Here is a 17440-nt window from a genome sequence, read left to right as displayed (position 1 = left end):
CTCGGCTTTCATGGAGCATGAGGTGTTCGTTCCGGTACCGGCCGACGTCCTGCGCGAGACGCTCACGGACCCTGCCCGGGTGGCGCGCTGCGTCCCCGGTCTCCAGCAGGACGCCGACGCGGCGGCGGGCCCGCTCTCGGGACGGCTGAGAATCCGCGCCGGCGGCAACACGATCACCTACCGCGGCGCGCTGCGCATGGCCGAACGCGACGGCGTCATCGCCGTCGAGGGCAAGGGCAGCGAGGTCCGCGGCAAGGGCTCGGTGACGCTCTCCCTGGCGATCGCGCTCACCCCGGTGGCCGACGGGACGACGCTCACCTTCACCGGTGGCTCCCGGCAGACCGGCCGCCTCGCGGACCTCTCCGAGGAGGCGCGGGAATCGGCGGCCCAGCGGCTGATCGAGAAGTTCGCCGCGGGCCTGGCCGCCGTCGCGGACCTCGCCACCGACACGGGAGAAGACGCGGCCGAGGACGCGGCCGAGGCCGAGGACGAGCCCGACAGTGACAGCGACGGCGTCGACGACGGCGTCGAGGAGCCCCATCGCCCGACGGTCTTCGACACACCGGTCCCGCCGCCGTCCCTCGACCCCTTCGTGGGCGCGGACTTCGAGGACGCGCCGGTCGAGTACCCCGCCGAGCCGCCCGCCGCCGAGGCCGCCCACGCCCGGCGGACCATGATCGGCCGGTCCGCCGAGGAGGTCGACCACGCCCCACCGCGCGGGCGGTACGCACCCGTCCCGGCACCCGAGTCGACCAGCGCGGGCGCCACCCTGCGCTGGATCGCCCCCGCGGCCGCGCTCGCGCTCGCCTCCGCTGTCGTCGTCGGCCGGGCCCTGCGCCGCCGACGCTGATCCCGTCTACTGTCGGAGCCGTGAGCGAGCTGACACGACTGACGGCGGGCGACGCCGAGTTGACCATCAACCCCGACAACGGCTGCCGGATCGAGAGCCTGCGGATCGCGGGAACGGAACTGCTGCGCCAGGGCGAGCGGTACGGATGCTTCCCGATGGTGCCGTGGTGCGGGCGGATCGAGGACGGGCGGTTCCGCAACGGCGCCGAGGTGCACCAGATGCCCCTCAACGCCCCGCCGCACGCGATCCACGGCACCGGGCGCGACGCCACGTGGAAGGCCGCCCGGACGGCGGACGGGGAGGGGCACACGGCCGCGTTCACCTATGAACTGGGGGACCCCTGGCCGTACGCCGGACGGGTCACGCAGCTCTTCGAGCTGACCGAGGACGGGCTCACGCTCACCCTGGGCGTCGAGACCCACGCCGACTCCTTCCCCGCCCAGGCCGGCTGGCACCCCTGGTTCAACCGGACGCTCGGCGAGGACGGCAAGGACGTCCGTATCGACTTCACCGCCGACTGGCAGGAGGAGCGCGGCGCCGACCACCTCCCCACCGGACGCCGGATCGGCCCCACCCCGGGCCCGTGGGACGACTGCTTCGGAATGCCCGGCGGTGTGGACGTCACCCTGACCTGGCCGGAGCGGCTGGAGCTGAAGGTGACCAGCCGCGCGGAGTGGGTGGTGATCTACGACGAGCAGGAGGAGGCGGTCTGCGTGGAGGCGCAGACCGGTCCGCCGAACGGCCTCAACACCCACCCGACGTATGTGACCCCGATCGAGCCGCTGGAGATCGCGGCCACGTGGGCCTGGCGGCGGTTGTAAGGCCGGGCGCCTTAAGCTCGTGGGCATGACTGACGTACGCGCTGACCTGCTCCAGCAGATCAAGGACAAGGCCGTGGTGCACGGCAAGGTGACCCTTTCGTCGGGTCTTGAGGCCGACTACTACGTCGATCTGCGCCGGATCACGCTGGACGGCGCCGCCTCCCCGCTGGTCGGTCAGGTCATGCTCGATCTGACCGCCGACCTCGAGTTCGACGCCGTGGGCGGTCTGACGCTCGGCGCCGACCCGGTCGCGACCGCGATGCTGCACGCCTCCGCCGCGCAGGGGAGGCGTCTGGACGCCTTCGTCGTCCGCAAGGCCGCCAAGGCGCACGGGATGCAGCGCCAGGTCGAGGGTCCGGAGATCAAGGGACGCCGGGTCCTGATCGTCGAGGACACCTCCACCACCGGCGGCTCCCCGCTCACCGCCGTCGAGGCGGCGCGGGCGGCCGGCGCCGAGGTCGTCGCGGTCGCGACGATCGTGGACCGGGCGACGGGCGCGGGCGAGAAGATCAGCACCACGGCGGGCGTTCCGTACCTGTACGCCTTCGCGCTGGACGAGCTGGGCCTGGCCTAGCAGCTGGACCGACGCTCGGGTCGGTCCCGGGCCGACCGACGCGAAGTCGTGACTTAGGTCCCGGCGTCGGCGATGGTGCGGGCCTGACCTGCGGCTTTGATGAGGGGCGGAGTGTTTCACGTGAAACGCTCCGCCCCTTCGTCCTGGCGTCCGGAGGAGAGTCTGGAAAGATGGGCCCCGACGATGACGTCGCCCCAGGTCAGGGACAAGCAACGCACCCCACCGCACATCACAAGGAGCGGACGAATGCCCATCGCAACCCCCGAGGTCTACAACGAGATGCTCGACCGGGCGAAGGCAGGCAAGTTCGCCTACCCGGCCATCAATGTGACTTCGTCCCAGACCCTGCACGCTGCGCTGCGCGGCTTCGCGGAGGCCGAGAGCGACGGCATCATCCAGATTTCGACCGGTGGCGCCGAGTTCCTGGGCGGCCAGCACAACAAGGACATGGTCACGGGGGCCGTCGCCCTGGCCGAGTTCGCGCACATCGTCGCCGCCAAGTACGACATCACGGTCGCGCTGCACACCGACCACTGCCCGAAGGACAAGCTGGACGGCTACGTCCGTCCGCTGCTCGACATCTCCGCCGAGCGCGTCAAGGCCGGTCAGAACCCGCTCTTCCAGTCGCACATGTGGGACGGCTCCGCCGAGACCCTCGCCGACAACCTGGCCATCGGCCAGGAGCTGCTGGCCAAGGCCGCCGCCGCCCGGATCATCCTCGAGGTCGAGATCACCCCGACCGGTGGCGAGGAGGACGGCGTCACCCACGAGATCAACGACGAGCTGTACACCACCGTCGACGACGCGATCCGCACCGCCGAGGCCCTCGGCCTGGGCGAGAAGGGCCGCTACCTGCTGGCCGCCTCCTTCGGCAACGTGCACGGCGTCTACAAGCCGGGCAACGTCGTGCTCCGCCCCGAGCTGCTCAAGGACCTCCAGGCGGGCGTCGCCGAGCGCTTCGGCAAGGCCAACCCCTTCGACTTCGTCTTCCACGGCGGCTCCGGCTCCTCCGCCGAGGAGATCGCCACCGCGCTGGAGAACGGCGTCGTGAAGATGAACCTCGACACCGACACCCAGTACGCCTTCACGCGTCCGGTCGCCGACCACATGTTCAAGAACTACGACGGCGTCCTGAAGGTCGACGGCGAGGTCGGCAAGAAGTCCACCTACGACCCGCGCACCTGGGGCAAGCTGGCCGAGGCCGGCATGGCCGCGCGCGTCACCGAGGCGTGCGCCGCGCTGCGCTCGACCGGCACGAAGCTGAAGTAAGGCTCTGTTCGACGGGCCCGGTACGACCCCCTCGGTGGTGCCGGGCCCTCGGCATGTCCGGAGGGACTTGAGTTGACGACGCACACATACGACTTCGACCGGGAGATCGACCGGCGCGGCAGCTGGTCGGTGCAGTGGGACGGCATCGCGGACCGCTTCGGGGTGTCCGACCTGCTCCCCTTCACCATCTCCGACATGGACTTCGCCTCCCCGCCGGAGGTGCTGAGCGCCCTGAAGGAGCGGGTCGAGCACGGGGTGTTCGGCTACACGGACTGGCGGCTCGGCGAGTTCCGGGAGGCGATCCGCCACTGGTACGCGACCCGCTACGACACCGCGCTCGACAGCGAGACGCTGGTCTACGCGCCCTCCGTGCTGAACCAGCTCTCGCAGCTGCTCCAGATGTGGACGGAGCCCGGCGACGGGGTGGTCGTGCACACCCCGACGTACGACGGCTTCCGCAAGGCCGTCACCGGACTGGGGCGCGAGCTGCGCGGCGTACCGGTCGGGGACATGGAGGCGCTGGAGGCGGAGCTGGCGCGGCCGGACGCCCGGATGCTGCTGCTCTGCTCGCCGCACAACCCGACCGGTCGGGTCTGGCGGGAGGACGAGCTGACGGAGTTCGCGCGCCTCGCCGAGCGCCACGGCGCCGCCGTCGTCAGCGATGAGATCCACGCGGACCTGGTGGCGGACGGCCACCGTCATCTGCCCTTCAGCCCCATCGCCGAGGCCGGGCGCATCCGGCGCTCGGCGCTGATCACCTCGGGCACCAAGGCCTTCAACTTCCCGGCACTGTCGGGCTCGTACGGGATCATCGGCGACCCCGACGAGCGCGAGTCGTTCATCCGCCGCATGGAGACCGGTCAGGGCCTCGCCTCCCCGGCCGTGCTCTCGCTGACCGCCCATATCGCCGCGTACACACGGGGCGGGCCGTGGCTGGACGAGCTGCGGACGTATGTGGCCGGCACCATGCGACTCCTCGAGGAGCGGCTCGCGGACGGGCTGCCGGGCGTGACCTGGACGCCCCCGCAGGCGGGCTACCTGGCCTGGATCGATCTGCGCCCGCTCGGCATCGACGAGACCGCGCTCCAGCGCGAACTGGTGGAGACCGAGAAGGTCGCGATCATGCCGGGCGGCGTCTACGGCCAGCCCGGCTTCGTGCGGCTGAACATCGGCTGTCCGCGGAAGAAGGCGGAGCGGGGTGTGGACGCGCTGGTCCGCGCGGCGCACCGGCTGCGAACGGCCTGAAGCGGGCGAGGGGGATACCCGGAGGCGGGCTGTCGGTGGCGTGATCTAGTCTTCGCTCACCGTGCCCCGATCCGGGGCCGGAGACCATGTTTCCTGGGGGGTCTCTCTCATCGTGCGCAAGCGCACTCTCTCGGCCGCGACGTCGCTCGCGGTCCTCTTCAGCTCCGCGGCCCTGGTCGCGGGAACGGCAGGCCACGCAGCCGCCGACAGCAACAAGGTTCTGCCCGTGTCGTCCGTGGGCGACATGGTGGTGGACGGCGTCCACCAGAAGATCTTCATCAGTGACCCGTACCTCGGGAAGGTCGTCGCGACCGATTACGCGGGTACGGTCCTGGCCACGGTCACGGGCCTGCCGGGCGTCACCGGTCTGGCGCTCTCCGGGGACGCGGGGAGCCTGTACGCCGCGGTTCCGGGCGCGGACGCCGTCGTCTCCCTGGAGACGCAGACGGTCACCGAGACCGCCCGGTACGCGACGGGTGAGGGCACCGACCCGCAGCATGTCGCCCTCGCGGGCGGCAAGATCTGGTTCGGCTACGGCAACGGCGACCACGGCGACATCGGCTCGATCGACGCGTCCGGTGCCGAGCCCGTGGTGACGCTGGCCCAGGACGGCGAGGCGAACTACTCGGGTGCCCCGAGGCTCGTCTCCTCGCCGACGAACCCGAACGCCATCGCCGCCGTGTCGTCCTACTACCACCGGTTCGTGATCGGCGCGTACGACGTGACGACAGGTGCCGCGACCCGTACCGCGCGCACCTCCGACTCCGTGGGCTCGGTGGGCATGGTCGGCGACCTCGCCTTCACCCCGGACGGCAGCCGCCTCATCACGGCCACCGCCGGCAACCGCCACCGTGTGTGGCAGACCTCCGACCTCGCCGAGGTGGGGTCCTACGCCAGCGAGTACCACGGCGCGGCCGTGGCCGTCGCCCCCGACGGCACCGTCGCGGCGGGCTCCGACGCGCCGTACGACCAGGACGTCTTCGTGTACCGGCCGGGAGACTCGACCGCCGTGCGCACGTACGACTTCCCCGGCACCGGCACCAGCAGCGGCGGGGACGAACTCGCCGACGGCGGTCTGGCCTGGGAGCCGGGCGGCAGCCGCCTCTTCGCGGTCACCACCGCGCACGGGGCCGCCGCCCGCCTGCACGTCCTGGACACGCCGACCATGTCCGCGCCGGCCGTCACGGTCAAGGTTCCCGCGACGGCGCCGGTCCTCAAGCCGCTCACCGTCACCGGAACGGTCACGGCCTCCGTGCCCCTCCCGGCCGGTACGCCGCTCACCGTCACGCGGTACGACGTCGAGGCCCCGCAGGGCAAGGCGCTCGGGACCAGGACGCTCGGAGCGAACGGGGCCTTCTCGTTCCCGGACACCCCGACCGCCGGCGGCGCCGTGACCTACAAGGTCGAGTACGCCGGGGACGCCACGCACAACGGCGCCTCCTCGACCGCCAAGGTCGAGGTCTCGCGGAACAAGACCGCGCTGACCATCGACCGTCACGGGCTCAACGTCAACTTCAACACCAACGTCTGGTACACGGCCACGCTCGGCCCGACGTACAAGAACCGCGTGGTGGAGCTCTGGGCCGACCCGTTCGGACCGGAGCCCAAGCGCCTGCTCCGACGCGGCACGGTCAACTCGGAGGGCAAGCTGGCGGTGCAGCTGAAGATGACCCGTGACACCTGGGTGTCCGCGGTCTTCGCCGGCGACACCCGCTCCGCCCCGGCGCAGGCCGGTTCGGCCGTGTACACCCGGGCCGGGCTGGCGACCACGATGTCGCGCCACTACAAGTGGACGAAGATCGGCAGCACCTGGTACCAGACCTACCACCAGACGGCCGACCCGCTGATCGCCGCCTGGCACAACTCCTACCCGGCTCGCAAGACCCGGCTGGACCTCCAGATCTGGTACGGGGGCGCGTGGCAGCACGTCGCCTCGGACTACTTCCAGCTGAACCCCAACGGCGTGGCGTACGTGACGATCGACGGCGACGGGGCGGCCGGTTACCGCTTCCGCGTCCGCTCCTCGTACATCGACGGCGCGGCCGGGGACAGCGTGAACACCACGGCGTACGGCCAGTGGAAGTACTTCAACTTCACCCGCTGAGTCACCCGCCCAGGCGCTCCCGAGCGACCTGACGAGCCCCGTCCGCCCTTCCGGCGGGCGGGGCTCCGTCGATCGCGGGACCATGCAGGAATGGACATCAGGCTCGCCTCCGGCACGGGGCGGTGGATCGTGTTCACCACCGTGCTCGGGTCCGGGATGGCGCTGCTGGACTCCACCGTCGTCAATGTCGCCCTGCCGCACATCGGCGAGGACCTGGGGGCGGACATGGCCGACCTCCAATGGACCGTCAACGCCTACATGCTCACGCTCGCCGGGCTGATCCTGCTCGGTGGGGCGCTCGGTGACCGGTACGGGCGGCGGAAGGTCTTCGTCGTCGGGATCGTGTGGTTCGCGATCGCTTCGCTGCTGTGCGGGATCGCGCCGAACGTCGGTGTGCTGATCGCCGCCCGTGCCCTCCAGGGCATCGGCGGCGCGCTGCTCACCCCCGGCTCGCTCGCGCTGATCCAGGCGAGCTTCCACCCGGACGACCGGGCGAAGGCCGTCGGGCTGTGGTCCGGGTTCGGCGGCGTCGGGGCGGCGATCGGGCCGTTCGTCGGCGGGTGGCTGGTCGACGGGCCCGGCTGGCGATGGGTGTTCCTGCTGAACGTGCCGCTGGCCGCGCTGTGCGTACCTGTCGCGCTGCGCCATGTGCCCGAGTCGCGGGACGAGTCCGCGAGCGGTCGGTTCGACGTCCTCGGCGCGTTTCTCGGTGCGGCGGGGCTCGCCCTCGTCACATACGCGCTGATCGCCGAGGCGTGGTGGTCGGGGGCGGCCGGGTTCGTGGTCGCGGCGGCTTTCGTGCTGGTGGAGCGGCGGCGGGGGGAGAGCGCGATGGTGCCGCCTTCGGTCTTCGCGTCCCGGCTGTTCACCGTGGTCAATCTGGTGACGCTGTGCGTGTACGCGGCGCTCGGTGGCTTCTTCTTCCTGGCCACGCTCCAGCTCCAGGTGGTGTCCGGCTACTCGGCGCTCGCGGCGGGGACGGCGCTGCTGCCGACCACCGTGCTGATGCTGCTGCTGTCGGCGAAGGCGGGGGAGCTGGGCGAGAAGATCGGGCCGCGGATCCCGCTGACCGTGGGGCCGCTGCTGTGCGCCGGCGGGATGATGCTGATGCTGCGGGTGGGCGAGGACGCCTCGTACGTCCAGGACGTGCTGCCGGCGATGGTGGTGCTGGGCCTCGGCCTGACCGTCGTGGTGGCCCCGCTGACGGCGACCGTCCTGGCCTCGGTGGACGTGGCGCGCGCCGGTCTGGCGAGCGGGATCAACAACGCGGCGGCCCGCGCGGCGGGCCTGCTCGCGGTCGCGGCGCTGCCGGCGCTGGCGGGCATGGGGCCCGAGGCGTACCGCTCGGCGGAGGAGTTCGGGGAGACGTTCCGGCGGGCGATGCCGATGTGCGCGGGGCTCATGGTGGCGGGGGCGGTCCTCGCCTGGGCGACGGTGCGGGTACCCGTCGGCCGGGCCGGCTGCCACCCCGAGTGCAAGGTGCACTGCGGGGTGACGGCGCCGCCGCTGGACCCGGGCACCAGCTGAGGCAGACTGGCCCCATGGCCATGCATGAGAACCTGCTGGGGGGACCGCCCCCCACCCACCTGCCCGACGACCCGGAGCCGCGCGAGCTGCTCGCGAACGGCGCCGCGCCGGCGGATGTCGCCGCCAAGTACCCGACCTCCTCGCTGGCCTGGGCCCAGCTCGCCGACGAGGCGTACGAGGGCGGTCGTGTCGTCGAGTCGTACGCATACGCCCGTACGGGCTACCACCGCGGCCTGGACGCGCTGCGCCGCAGTGGCTGGAAGGGACACGGTCCGGTGCCGTGGGAGCACGAGCCGAACCGTGGCTTCCTGCGGGCGCTGCACGCGCTGGCGCGTGCCGCCGGCGAGATCGGCGAGAAGGACGAGTACGAGCGCTGCTCGACGTTCCTGCGCGACTCCTCCGAGACGGCGGCCGAGACCCTCGGCTGACACCCGGCGGAGCCGTGAGGCGACTCCTGGTGCAGCCGTGAGGTGACGCCCGGTGGAACCCGATGTGACGCTCGGTTCCCCCTGTCCCCAAGGGCAGGGGGAAATCCGGTCATAGTCCTGTGGCCGTTCGAAGGCGTTCGAAGTGACGGTTACGATCCTTCGGACCGTTGTACCGAGCGCCGGCGCAGAGGCCCCACCCTCTTCCCCCACTCCGGCTTACGCAGGGGAGAAGTCTGTCTTGGGCAAGCGTGCCGCCGCACCCGCAGGCCGGGGCCGCACACAGAGCCGCCGGCGGGGCCGGGGCCGGTCCAAGAGGCGTCCGAAAAGCCCCATAAGACGGCTCGCCCTGCCCACGCTCGCCCTGGTCGCGCTCTCCCTCGGCGCAGGCGTCGCCCTCGCCCACTACAACAGCGGCCAGAAGCCCGATTCCGCCGAGGCCGCCGCCCCCACCGTCGAGCGGACGACCGTGCCGCCCCCGCCGCCGGCCACGACACCCCCGCCGAAGCCGAAGCCGACCACCCCCAAGCCGAAGCCGAAGCCGACGCCCAAGAAGACGACCGTGCCGGCCTCCGGCGCCGGTACCTTCACCACCGCCCAGTCCACCGGCGACGCCGTCGGTAGCGGCGGCACCCTGCGCCGCTACCGCGTCCAGGTCGAGGACGGCATCGACCTCTCCGCCCGGCAGGTCGCCACCGAGATCCAGCAGATCCTCGACCATCCGCGCGGCTGGGCCGCCCACGGCCGGGGACGCTTCCAGCTGGTCTCCGAGAACGCCGATTTCGTCATCCGGATCGCCACCCCGAACACCGCCGACAGGCTCTGTCTCGCGCAGGGCCTCAACACCCGCGGCGAGCTGAACTGCGAGACCACCCAGGGTGTCGTGGTGAACCTCAAGCGCTGGATGCTCGGCTCCCCGACCTTCTCCGGCACACCGGCGGAGTACCGGCATCTGATCATCAACCACGAGGTCGGACACGAGATCGGCATCCGGATGCACATGAGCTGCCCGGGGCCGGGCAAGCCCGCGCCGGTGATGATGCAGCAGATCAAGGGCCTCAACGGTTGTCGATCGAACGCATTTCCGTATGACGAAGACGGTAGCTACATCCAGGGCCCGATCGTGCCATGATGCGCATGGGACCGCGCGCGACGAAGCACGCGGCCCCGAGGGGACCGGGGCTCCACTTGCCAAACGGAAGGAGCGGACCGCTACCCGGTAGTTGCGTATCGAGGAGACAGCGATGTCCACCTTCCCCGATGCCTCCGGAGCCGGTTCGGTCGCAGACCCGAACCTCGACTTCGCGGGCACGACGCCGTACGAGGACTACGTACAGGCGGACGTTCTCACCCACCTCCAGCACCTCCGCTCCGACGATCCGGGCGAGATGGTCTTCCTGGTCACCACCCAGGTCATGGAGCTGTGGTTCACCGTCATCGTCCACGAGTGGGAGACCGCGGGCCGCGCGCTGCGCGAGGACCGCATCCCGGTGGCGATGGACGCGCTCAAGCGCTCCGTGCGCGAGCTGGAGGCGCTGAACCAGTCCTGGCGGCCGCTCGCCCAGCTCACCCCCGCGCAGTTCAACTCCTACCGTGCCGCCCTCGGCGAGGGCTCCGGCTTCCAGTCGGCGATGTACCGGCGGATGGAGTTCCTGCTCGGCGAGAAGTCCGCGTCGATGCTGGTGCCGCACCGCGGCGCGCCCCGCGTCCACGCCGAGCTGGAGAAGGCGATCCAGGAGCCCAGCCTGTACGACGAGGTGCTCGGGCTCCTCGCCCGGCGCGGCCTGCCCGTGCCGGAGGCCGTGCTCGGCCGCGATCTGGCGAAGAAGTACGAGCCGTCGCCCGAGATCGAGCAGATCTGGGCCGGGATCTACGCCGACAGCGACCAGAACGCCGAACTCGTCCGTCTGGGTGAGGCGCTGAGCGACGTCGCCGAGCTGATCTGGCGCTGGCGCAACGACCACCTCGTCGCCACCCGCCGAGCCATGGGCTCCAAGACGGGCACCGGCGGCTCGGCCGGCGTGGCCTGGCTGGAGAAGCGGGCGCAGAAGAACGTGTTCCCCGAGCTGTGGACGGCGCGCAGCCATGTCTGAGCCCCTGCGAGAGAACGCGCTGCGCAGGGACGCGGAGGACCCGCTGGCCAAGCTGCGCGAGAAGTTCGCCCTCGACGACGAGACCGTCTACCTCGACGGGAACTCGCTCGGCGCCCTGCCCGCGCACGTCCCCGCCCGGATGGCCGATGTCATCACCCGCGAGTGGGGGCAGCTGCGCATCCGCTCCTGGGACGAGAGCGGCTGGTGGACCGCGCCCGAGCGGATCGGCGACCGGATCGCCCCGCTGGTCGGCGCCGCGCCCGGACAGATAGTCGTCGGCGACTCGACCAGTGTGAACGTCTTCAAGGCGATGGTCGCCGCCGCCCGGCTGAGCACGGACGACCGGGACGAGATCCTCGTCGACGCGACGACCTTTCCCACGGACGGGTACATCGCCCAGTCCGCGGCCCGCGTGACCGGCCGCCGGATCGTGCCGGTCGCGCCCGCCGACATGCCGGGCGCCGTCGGGCCCCGTACGGCCGCCGCCCTGGTCAACCATGTCGACTTCCGCACCGGCCGGCTGCACGACCTGCCCGGGATCACGGCCGCGCTCCGTTCGGCGGGCGCGCTCGCCGTCTGGGACCTGTGCCACAGCGCCGGCGCCCTGCCGGTCGGCCTGGACGAGCACGGGGTGGACCTGGCCGTCGGCTGTACCTACAAGTACCTGAACGGCGGCCCCGGTTCGCCCGCGTACCTGTACGTCGCCGAGCGCCACCAGGCCGCCTTCGACTCGCCGCTGCCCGGCTGGAACTCGCACGTCGACCCGTTCGGGATGACCCCGGGCTACGAGGCGGCGGCGGGCGCGCTCCGGGGCCGTGTCGGCACCCCCGACATCCTGTCCATGCTGGCGCTCGACGCGGCACTGGACGTCTGGGACGGGGTCGACATCGAGGACGTCCGGGTGAAGTCCCTCGCCCTGACCGACTTCTTCCTGGAGTGCGTACGGGAGTACGTTCCGGCCGGCCGCGTCGCGTCGCTCACCCCGGAGCCGTACGAGGAGCGCGGCAGCCAGGTCGCGCTGCGGTGCGCCGAGGCGCCGGACATCATGGCGGAGTTGATCCGGCGCGGGGTGGTCGGCGATCTGCGCCGCCCCGATGTGCTGCGGTTCGGATTCACACCGCTGTACGTCGGCTTCGCGGACGCGGAGCGGGCGGCGCGCGTCCTCGCCGACGTGCTGGCCGAGGTCCCGGCGGGGGCCCAGGCCGACGTGTCGGGTTCGTAGGTCCGATTGTCGCTTGATCTGTGGGGGCGTCAGTCCTGGTACGGTCCCCGCAGGTCAGGCCAATTCGGCCGCGTCCCTGAGAGGTTGGAACAGAATGCCGGACCCCGCCGCGCGCGACGCCGCCGAAGAAGCATCGGCCTTCTCGCACCCGGCCGTCGCCCCTGATGTGTCCGCCGCGTACGGCGAACACCCCGACCAGGTCGTCGACTTCTACGCGCCGCGCGACGGCCGGCAGCGGGCCCCGCTCGTCGTCGCGCTGCACGGCGGTGCCTGGCGGGCGCCGTACGACCGGCAGCACCTGACTCCTTTCGTGGACTTTCTGGCCCGTAGAGGTTTCGCCGTCGCCAACGTCGAGTACCGGCGTGGCAGTGCCATCCCCCGGCAGGGCGGGACCGCCCCCGTCGCGGGGCGCTGGCCGGAGACCTTCGACGACGTGGCCGCGGCGCTGGACGCCGTACCGCGGCTGGCCGCCGAGCATCTGCCGCAGGCCGACCCCCGCCGGATCGTGCTCACCGGCCACTCCGCGGGCGGGCATCTCGCGCTGTGGGCCGCCGCCCGGCACGTGCTGGCGCCGGACGCGCCCTGGCGGCTGCCCGCCCCGCCCGCGCTGCGCGGGGTGGTCGCGCTCGCCCCCATCGCGCACTTCGACCGAGCCGTGGAGCTCGGGGTGTGCGGTGGTGCGGTGACCCAATTCCTGGGCGGTGAAGGGGAGTTCGACGTACGGGCGCGCCATGCCGACCCCGCGCTGCTGCTGCCGACGGGGATCGCCACGACGGTCGTCCAGGGCCGGGACGATATCGTCGTCCCGCAGGCCGTGGCCGACGCCTATGTGGAGGCGGCGGCGAAGGCGGGCGAGACGGTCGGCTTCACGCTCCTCCCGGAAGTCGGCCACTTCCCACTGATCGACCCGGCGGCGGACGCCTGCGCGGTGGTCGCGGAGGAGATCGCCCAGCTCGCGTTCTGAGCGGACACAGGGCCCGAGGCTTGCGGACAGAAGCTGACCGCAAGCCTTCCTACCGTCGAGGCATGAAGAACCAGCAGAGCACCAGCAGCCAGAAGGTCCTCGTCTCCGGAGCCACCGGCACCGTCGGCCGCCAGGTCGTCGCCGAGCTCCTCGCCCGCGGCCACGCCGTCCGCGCCCTCACCCGGGACGCGGACAAGGCCCGCACCGTGCTCCCCGAGTCCGTCGAGATCGCCGTCGGCGACCTCACCGACCCCGACGCGCTCGCCCCCGCCCTGGAGGGCGTCACCGGCCTGCATCTGATCACCTTCGGCGGCGCCGCCTTCGCCCCGCTGGAGACCGGCCCGCGCATTCTGGAGCTCGCCGCGAAGGCGGGGGTCCGCCGGGTGACCGTGCTGCACGGTGGCGAGGACACCCCGCTGGAGCGGGCGGTCAAGGAGAGCGAGGGGCTCGACTGGACGGTGGTCATGCCGGTCGAGTTCATGTCCAACGCCCTGGAGTGGGCGCCCGGCATCCAGGCCGACGACGAGGTCCGCGAGCCGTTCGTCGGCAGGCTCAGCGCCATGGTCCACGAGGGCGACATCGGCGCGGTCGCCGCCGTCGCGCTCACCGAGGAGGGGCACGGCGGGCAGTCGTACGTCGTGACCGGCCCCGAGGTGCTCACCCTGCACGACAAGGTCGCGACCCTCGGCGCGGCCCGCGGCCGGGAGGTCCGGCTGGTCGAGCTGACCGAGGAGGAGGCCGTCGGCCAGTGGCGGACGGCGGGCCTGGACGAGTACGTGATCGGCTTCCTGCTGGAGGCGTACGGGAACACCCCCGAGGTCGGCCGCACGGTCGCCGACACGGTGGAGCGGGTCACCGGCCGCCCGGCGCGGACCTTCGAGCGGTGGGCCGCGGACCATGCGGAGGCCTTCCGCGCGTGACCGTGCGGAGGCCTTCCGCGCGTGACCGTGCGCACGCGGCGCCGCCGACCGCGAGCACGCGTACGTCGGTGAGCGCGCACACGCCCTGGTCAGCGCCGTAGTACTCAGGGAGGACGCGGGAGGATCCATATTCAAGGTGACGACCGCGTCCGCCCGCCCCCGTACCTTGGCTGATGTGACCGACACCCGTGAAACGAGCCGCAGCCCCGAGTTCCGCCTGGCCCAGGGTGCCCTCGGCGGGCTGCGCCAGGACCTCTTCCATGACGCCTTCGCCTACCGGCCGCTGCCTCCGATGGCGGTCGACGGACCGCTGACGCGGCGCCTGCCGGGGCGGATGCGCAGGAAGGCCCGCTGGACGCCGCATGCGATCGTGGCCGCCTTCGCGTTCTTCGTCTTCGCGATGGGGATGGACCTCGGGTCCGGCAACGGCGTGTTCGTCCTCATCTACGCCGGGATGCCGGCCGTGGCCGTGCTGCTGACGCTGATCCGCCCCGTGCTCGCGTTCTGGGCGTCGCTGACCTTCACCCCCTTCGTCGCCTTCCTCGGCTCGTACGACCACGGCTGGCCGTGGGGCCCGACCTCCGGCATCGCCCAGGTCGTGGTGATGACGGTGGTGGCCGCCCGCACCCGGCCCCGTACCGCCGCCTGGATATGGGTCGTCACCCTCGTGTACGCCTTCTTCGCCACCTCCCTCCGAGGAGGCAGCGACAACGCCCTGTCGGTCCTCTTCCCCTCCGCGCTCGCCCTGCTCGCCGTGACCGTCCTCCAGGTCCGCCGCGAGGCCGAGCAGACCGTCACCGCCCAGCAGACCGTGACCGCCGCGGAACGCTCCAAGCGCACGCTCCTCGAAGAGCGCACCACCATCGCCCGCGAGCTGCACGACGTCGTCGCCCACCACATGTCGGTGGTCGCCATCCAGGCGGAGGCCGCGCCCTACCGGGTCGAGAACCCGCCGCCGGAGCTGGAGCAGGCCTTCGTCACCATCCGCGAGAACGCGGTCGCCGCCCTGACCGAGCTGCGGCGTGTCCTCGGGGTCGTACGGGCGGAGGACTACGAGGCCCCCGACGCCCCACAGCCCACGCTCGCCGAACTCGACGGGCTGATCGGCAACGTCCGCGAGGCCGGACTCGACGTCGAGAAGACGGTGACCGGCGCGGTGCGGGAGCTGCCGCAGGGTGTGGAACTCTCGGCGTACCGGATCATCCAGGAGGCGCTGAGCAACGTGCTGCGGCACGCGCCCGGCGCCGGGGCGAAGGTCGAGGTGAGTTACGTCCTCGGTGGCCTGGGCCTGCGGATAGTCAACGGCCCGGCGCGCGGCCTGGTGAAGCCCTCCCCGGGAGCGGGGCACGGCATCACCGGGATGCGGGAGCGGGTGTCGATGCTGAACGGCGAGATGACGTCCGAGCCGACCGAGGACGGCGGCTACGAGGTCACGGCCTTCATCCCCGTGACGCGTGAGGAGACGGACCAGTGATCCGAGTACTGATCGTCGACGACCAGATGATGGTCCGCGAGGGCTTCTCGGTGCTGCTCGGCGCGATGCCTGACATCGAGGTCGTCGGCGAGGCCGTCAACGGCCGCGAGGCGATCGCGCAGGTGGCGGCGTTGCGCCCGGACGTGGTCCTGATGGACATCCGGATGCCGGAGCTGAACGGCATCGAGGCGACCCGCGAGATCGTCGCGGCGGACGCCGACGCGAAGGTCCTCGTCCTGACCACGTTCGACCTGGACGAGTACGTGTACCAGGCGCTGCGCGCCGGGGCCTCGGGCTTCCTGCTCAAGGACGCGTCGGCGCGGCAGCTGGCCGACGGCGTACGGGTCGTGGCGGCCGGCGAGGCGCTGCTGGCGCCGACCGTGACGAAGCGGCTGATCACCGAGTTCGCGAAGGCGGCCGAGACGCCGAGGCCGCCGACGCTGGCGCAGGTCGGGGATCTGACCGAGCGTGAGACCGAGGTGCTCGTGCTGATCGCGCAGGGCCTGTCGAACGCCGAGATCGCCGACCATCTGGTGGTGGCCGAATCGACGATCAAGACGCACGTCAGCCGGATCCTGGTGAAGCTGGGGCTGCGGGACCGGACGCAGGCGGCGGTGTTCGCGTACGAGGCGAGGCTGGTGCAGGTCGGAGGCTAGGCCGGTCGATGGCTAGGCCGGTCGGTGCGCGCCCGGTAGCGTCCGGCCATGGATGTTCCTTTCGAGCCGTGGTCGCCGGCCTTCGTCGCGAATCCGTACCCCGCCTACGCCGAACTGCGGGCGACGGGCCGGGCGCACTGGTACGGGCCGACGCGGCAATGGCTGATCCCGCACTACGAGGACGTGTCGGCGCTGCTGCGGGACCGGCGCCTCGGCCGTACGTACACGCACCGGTTCACGCACGAGGAGTTCGGGCGCACGCCTCCGCCCGCGGCGCACGAGCCCTTCCACACGCTGAACGACCACGGTCTGCTCGACCTGGAGGCGGCCGACCACACGCGGATCCGGCGCCTGGTCTCGAAGGCGTTCACGCCCCGGACGGTGGAGAACCTGGCGCCGACGGTGCGCAGGCTGGCGGCGGAGCTCGTCGACGGCCTGGTCGAGCGGGGCGGCGGAGACCTGCTCGCCGACGTCGCCGAACCCCTGCCGGTCGCCGTGATCGCGGAGATGCTGGGCATCCCTGCGGAGGACGAGGAGCGGGGGCGGCTGCGGCCCTGGTCGGCGGACATCTGCGGCATGTTCGAGCTGAACCCGTCGGAGGAGACCGCGCGTCGGGCGGTCCAGGCGTCGCTCGACTTCTCGGCGTATCTGCGGGAGCTGATCGAGCGGCGGCGGAAGGATCCGGGGGAGGATCTGATCTCCTCGCTGATCGCGGTGGAGGAGCTGACCGAGCAGGAGATGATCTCCACCTGCGTGCTGCTGCTGAACGCGGGGCACGAGGCGACGGTGAACACCACGGTCAACGGCTGGTGGACGTTGCTGCGGCATCCGGAGCAGCTGGCGGCGCTGCGTCGGGATCCGGACGGGATGTTGTCCACAGCTGTGGAAGAGCTGCTGCGTTACGACACCCCGCTGCAGATGTTCGAGCGCTGGGTCCTGGACGACATCGAGGTGGGCGACGTCCGGATCCCCCGCGGCTCGGAGGTGGCCCTCCTCTTCGGCTCGGCGAACCGGGACCCCGCCCGCTTCGCCTCCCCCGACGTGCTGGACCTCTCCCGAGCGGAGAACCCTCACATCACCTTCGGCGCGGGCATCCACTACTGCCTGGGCGCACCACTGGCCCGCCTGGAACTGACGTCACTCTTCGGAGAGTTGATCCGCAAGGCCCCACGCCTGCGCCTGACGGCAGAACCGACCTGGAACCCGGGCTATGTGATCAGGAGCGTGAACGAACTCCAGGTGGAGGTGTAAGAGCCCTCGCCCAGGCCACAGGCACCGCGAAGGGCCCCCGTTTCC

General features: G+C 71.8%; 16 protein-coding genes. All 16 read left to right on the top strand.

Features of this window, described 5'->3' with window-relative positions:
* Positions 1-10: 10 nt before the first annotated feature.
* The 16 genes from ACFC0D_RS14910 (at position 11) to ACFC0D_RS14835 (ending at position 17395) form a co-directional block, all read left to right on the top strand.
* Positions 11-850, top strand: coding sequence for an SRPBCC domain-containing protein (locus tag ACFC0D_RS14910; protein ID WP_376434897.1), 840 nt, complete (start codon positions 11-13; stop codon positions 848-850).
* 20 nt (positions 851-870) lie between these two features.
* Positions 871-1671 carry an aldose 1-epimerase gene (locus tag ACFC0D_RS14905; protein WP_376434895.1) on the top strand — a complete coding sequence of 267 codons (801 nt, stop codon included), beginning with the start codon at positions 871-873 and terminating at the stop codon, positions 1669-1671.
* Positions 1672-1696: 25 nt separating this feature from the next.
* Complete coding sequence (gene pyrE / locus ACFC0D_RS14900; protein ID WP_376434893.1) at positions 1697-2245, top strand: orotate phosphoribosyltransferase; 549 nt, start codon at positions 1697-1699, stop codon at positions 2243-2245.
* A gap of 246 nt (positions 2246-2491) precedes the next feature.
* Positions 2492-3514 (top strand): class II fructose-bisphosphate aldolase, encoded by a 1023-nt coding sequence (gene fbaA, locus ACFC0D_RS14895; RefSeq protein WP_376434891.1) that lies wholly within the window; start codon positions 2492-2494, stop codon positions 3512-3514.
* Positions 3515-3586: 72 nt separating this feature from the next.
* Positions 3587-4759 (top strand): MalY/PatB family protein, encoded by a 1173-nt coding sequence (locus tag ACFC0D_RS14890; RefSeq protein WP_376434889.1) that lies wholly within the window; start codon positions 3587-3589, stop codon positions 4757-4759.
* A 112-nt stretch (positions 4760-4871) separates the two neighbouring features.
* Positions 4872-6863, top strand: a complete 1992-nt coding sequence (locus ACFC0D_RS14885) for an Ig-like domain repeat protein (RefSeq protein ID WP_376434887.1) — start codon at positions 4872-4874, stop codon at positions 6861-6863.
* Between the two features lie 90 nt (positions 6864-6953).
* Positions 6954-8390, top strand: coding sequence for an MFS transporter (locus ACFC0D_RS14880; RefSeq protein WP_376434885.1), 1437 nt, complete (start codon positions 6954-6956; stop codon positions 8388-8390).
* A 14-nt stretch (positions 8391-8404) separates the two neighbouring features.
* Entirely contained in the window at positions 8405-8818 is a 414-nt protein-coding gene (locus tag ACFC0D_RS14875; protein ID WP_329118829.1) for a DUF3151 domain-containing protein, read from the top strand.
* A 238-nt stretch (positions 8819-9056) separates the two neighbouring features.
* Positions 9057-9947 (top strand): DUF3152 domain-containing protein, encoded by an 891-nt coding sequence (locus ACFC0D_RS14870; RefSeq protein ID WP_376434882.1) that lies wholly within the window; start codon positions 9057-9059, stop codon positions 9945-9947.
* A gap of 112 nt (positions 9948-10059) precedes the next feature.
* Positions 10060-10908 carry a tryptophan 2,3-dioxygenase family protein gene (locus ACFC0D_RS14865; RefSeq protein WP_376434880.1) on the top strand — a complete coding sequence of 283 codons (849 nt, stop codon included), beginning with the start codon at positions 10060-10062 and terminating at the stop codon, positions 10906-10908.
* Positions 10901-12130 (top strand): kynureninase, encoded by a 1230-nt coding sequence (gene kynU / locus ACFC0D_RS14860; RefSeq protein WP_376434878.1) that lies wholly within the window; start codon positions 10901-10903, stop codon positions 12128-12130. Before ACFC0D_RS14865 ends, kynU begins: the two co-directional genes overlap by 8 nt.
* Positions 12131-12224: 94 nt before the next feature.
* Positions 12225-13094 (top strand): alpha/beta hydrolase, encoded by an 870-nt coding sequence (locus ACFC0D_RS14855; RefSeq protein ID WP_376434876.1) that lies wholly within the window; start codon positions 12225-12227, stop codon positions 13092-13094.
* Between the two features lie 62 nt (positions 13095-13156).
* On the top strand, positions 13157-14014 hold the full coding sequence (locus ACFC0D_RS14850; RefSeq protein WP_376434874.1) for an NAD(P)H-binding protein: 858 nt from the start codon (positions 13157-13159) through the stop codon (positions 14012-14014).
* Between the two features lie 166 nt (positions 14015-14180).
* Positions 14181-15488, top strand: a complete 1308-nt coding sequence (locus tag ACFC0D_RS14845) for a sensor histidine kinase (RefSeq protein ID WP_376434962.1) — start codon at positions 14181-14183, stop codon at positions 15486-15488.
* The gene (locus ACFC0D_RS14840) at positions 15485-16144 is read left to right on the top strand and encodes a response regulator transcription factor (protein WP_329118839.1); all 660 of its coding nucleotides are present in this window, start codon (positions 15485-15487) and stop codon (positions 16142-16144) included. The genes ACFC0D_RS14845 and ACFC0D_RS14840 overlap by 4 nt, the downstream gene beginning before the upstream one ends.
* A gap of 48 nt (positions 16145-16192) precedes the next feature.
* Positions 16193-17395 (top strand): cytochrome P450, encoded by a 1203-nt coding sequence (locus ACFC0D_RS14835; RefSeq protein ID WP_376434871.1) that lies wholly within the window; start codon positions 16193-16195, stop codon positions 17393-17395.
* Positions 17396-17440: the final 45 nt, after the last annotated feature.

Origin of the sequence: Streptomyces sp. NPDC056222, from assembly GCF_042264065.1 — a bacterium.
Classification (GTDB): domain Bacteria; phylum Actinomycetota; class Actinomycetes; order Streptomycetales; family Streptomycetaceae; genus Streptomyces.
The sequence above is the reverse complement of the archived record's forward strand: the minus strand, read 5'-3'. Positions and strand labels throughout refer to the sequence as shown.

Bases quoted from the DNA above. Each gene is read 5' to 3' on its own strand.
- ACFC0D_RS14910 (WP_376434897.1), top strand. From the start codon at position 11: ATGGAGCATGAGGTGTTCGTTCCGGTACCGGCCGACGTCCTGCGCGAG.
- pyrE (WP_376434893.1), top strand. From the start codon at position 1,697: ATGACTGACGTACGCGCTGACCTGCTCCAGCAGATCAAGGACAAGGCC.
- fbaA (WP_376434891.1), top strand. From the start codon at position 2,492: ATGCCCATCGCAACCCCCGAGGTCTACAACGAGATGCTCGACCGGGCG.
- ACFC0D_RS14880 (WP_376434885.1), top strand. From the start codon at position 6,954: ATGGACATCAGGCTCGCCTCCGGCACGGGGCGGTGGATCGTGTTCACC.
- ACFC0D_RS14875 (WP_329118829.1), top strand. From the start codon at position 8,405: ATGGCCATGCATGAGAACCTGCTGGGGGGACCGCCCCCCACCCACCTG.
- ACFC0D_RS14865 (WP_376434880.1), top strand. From the start codon at position 10,060: ATGTCCACCTTCCCCGATGCCTCCGGAGCCGGTTCGGTCGCAGACCCG.
- kynU (WP_376434878.1), top strand. From the start codon at position 10,901: ATGTCTGAGCCCCTGCGAGAGAACGCGCTGCGCAGGGACGCGGAGGAC.
- ACFC0D_RS14855 (WP_376434876.1), top strand. From the start codon at position 12,225: ATGCCGGACCCCGCCGCGCGCGACGCCGCCGAAGAAGCATCGGCCTTC.
- ACFC0D_RS14850 (WP_376434874.1), top strand. From the start codon at position 13,157: ATGAAGAACCAGCAGAGCACCAGCAGCCAGAAGGTCCTCGTCTCCGGA.
- ACFC0D_RS14835 (WP_376434871.1), top strand. From the start codon at position 16,193: ATGGATGTTCCTTTCGAGCCGTGGTCGCCGGCCTTCGTCGCGAATCCG.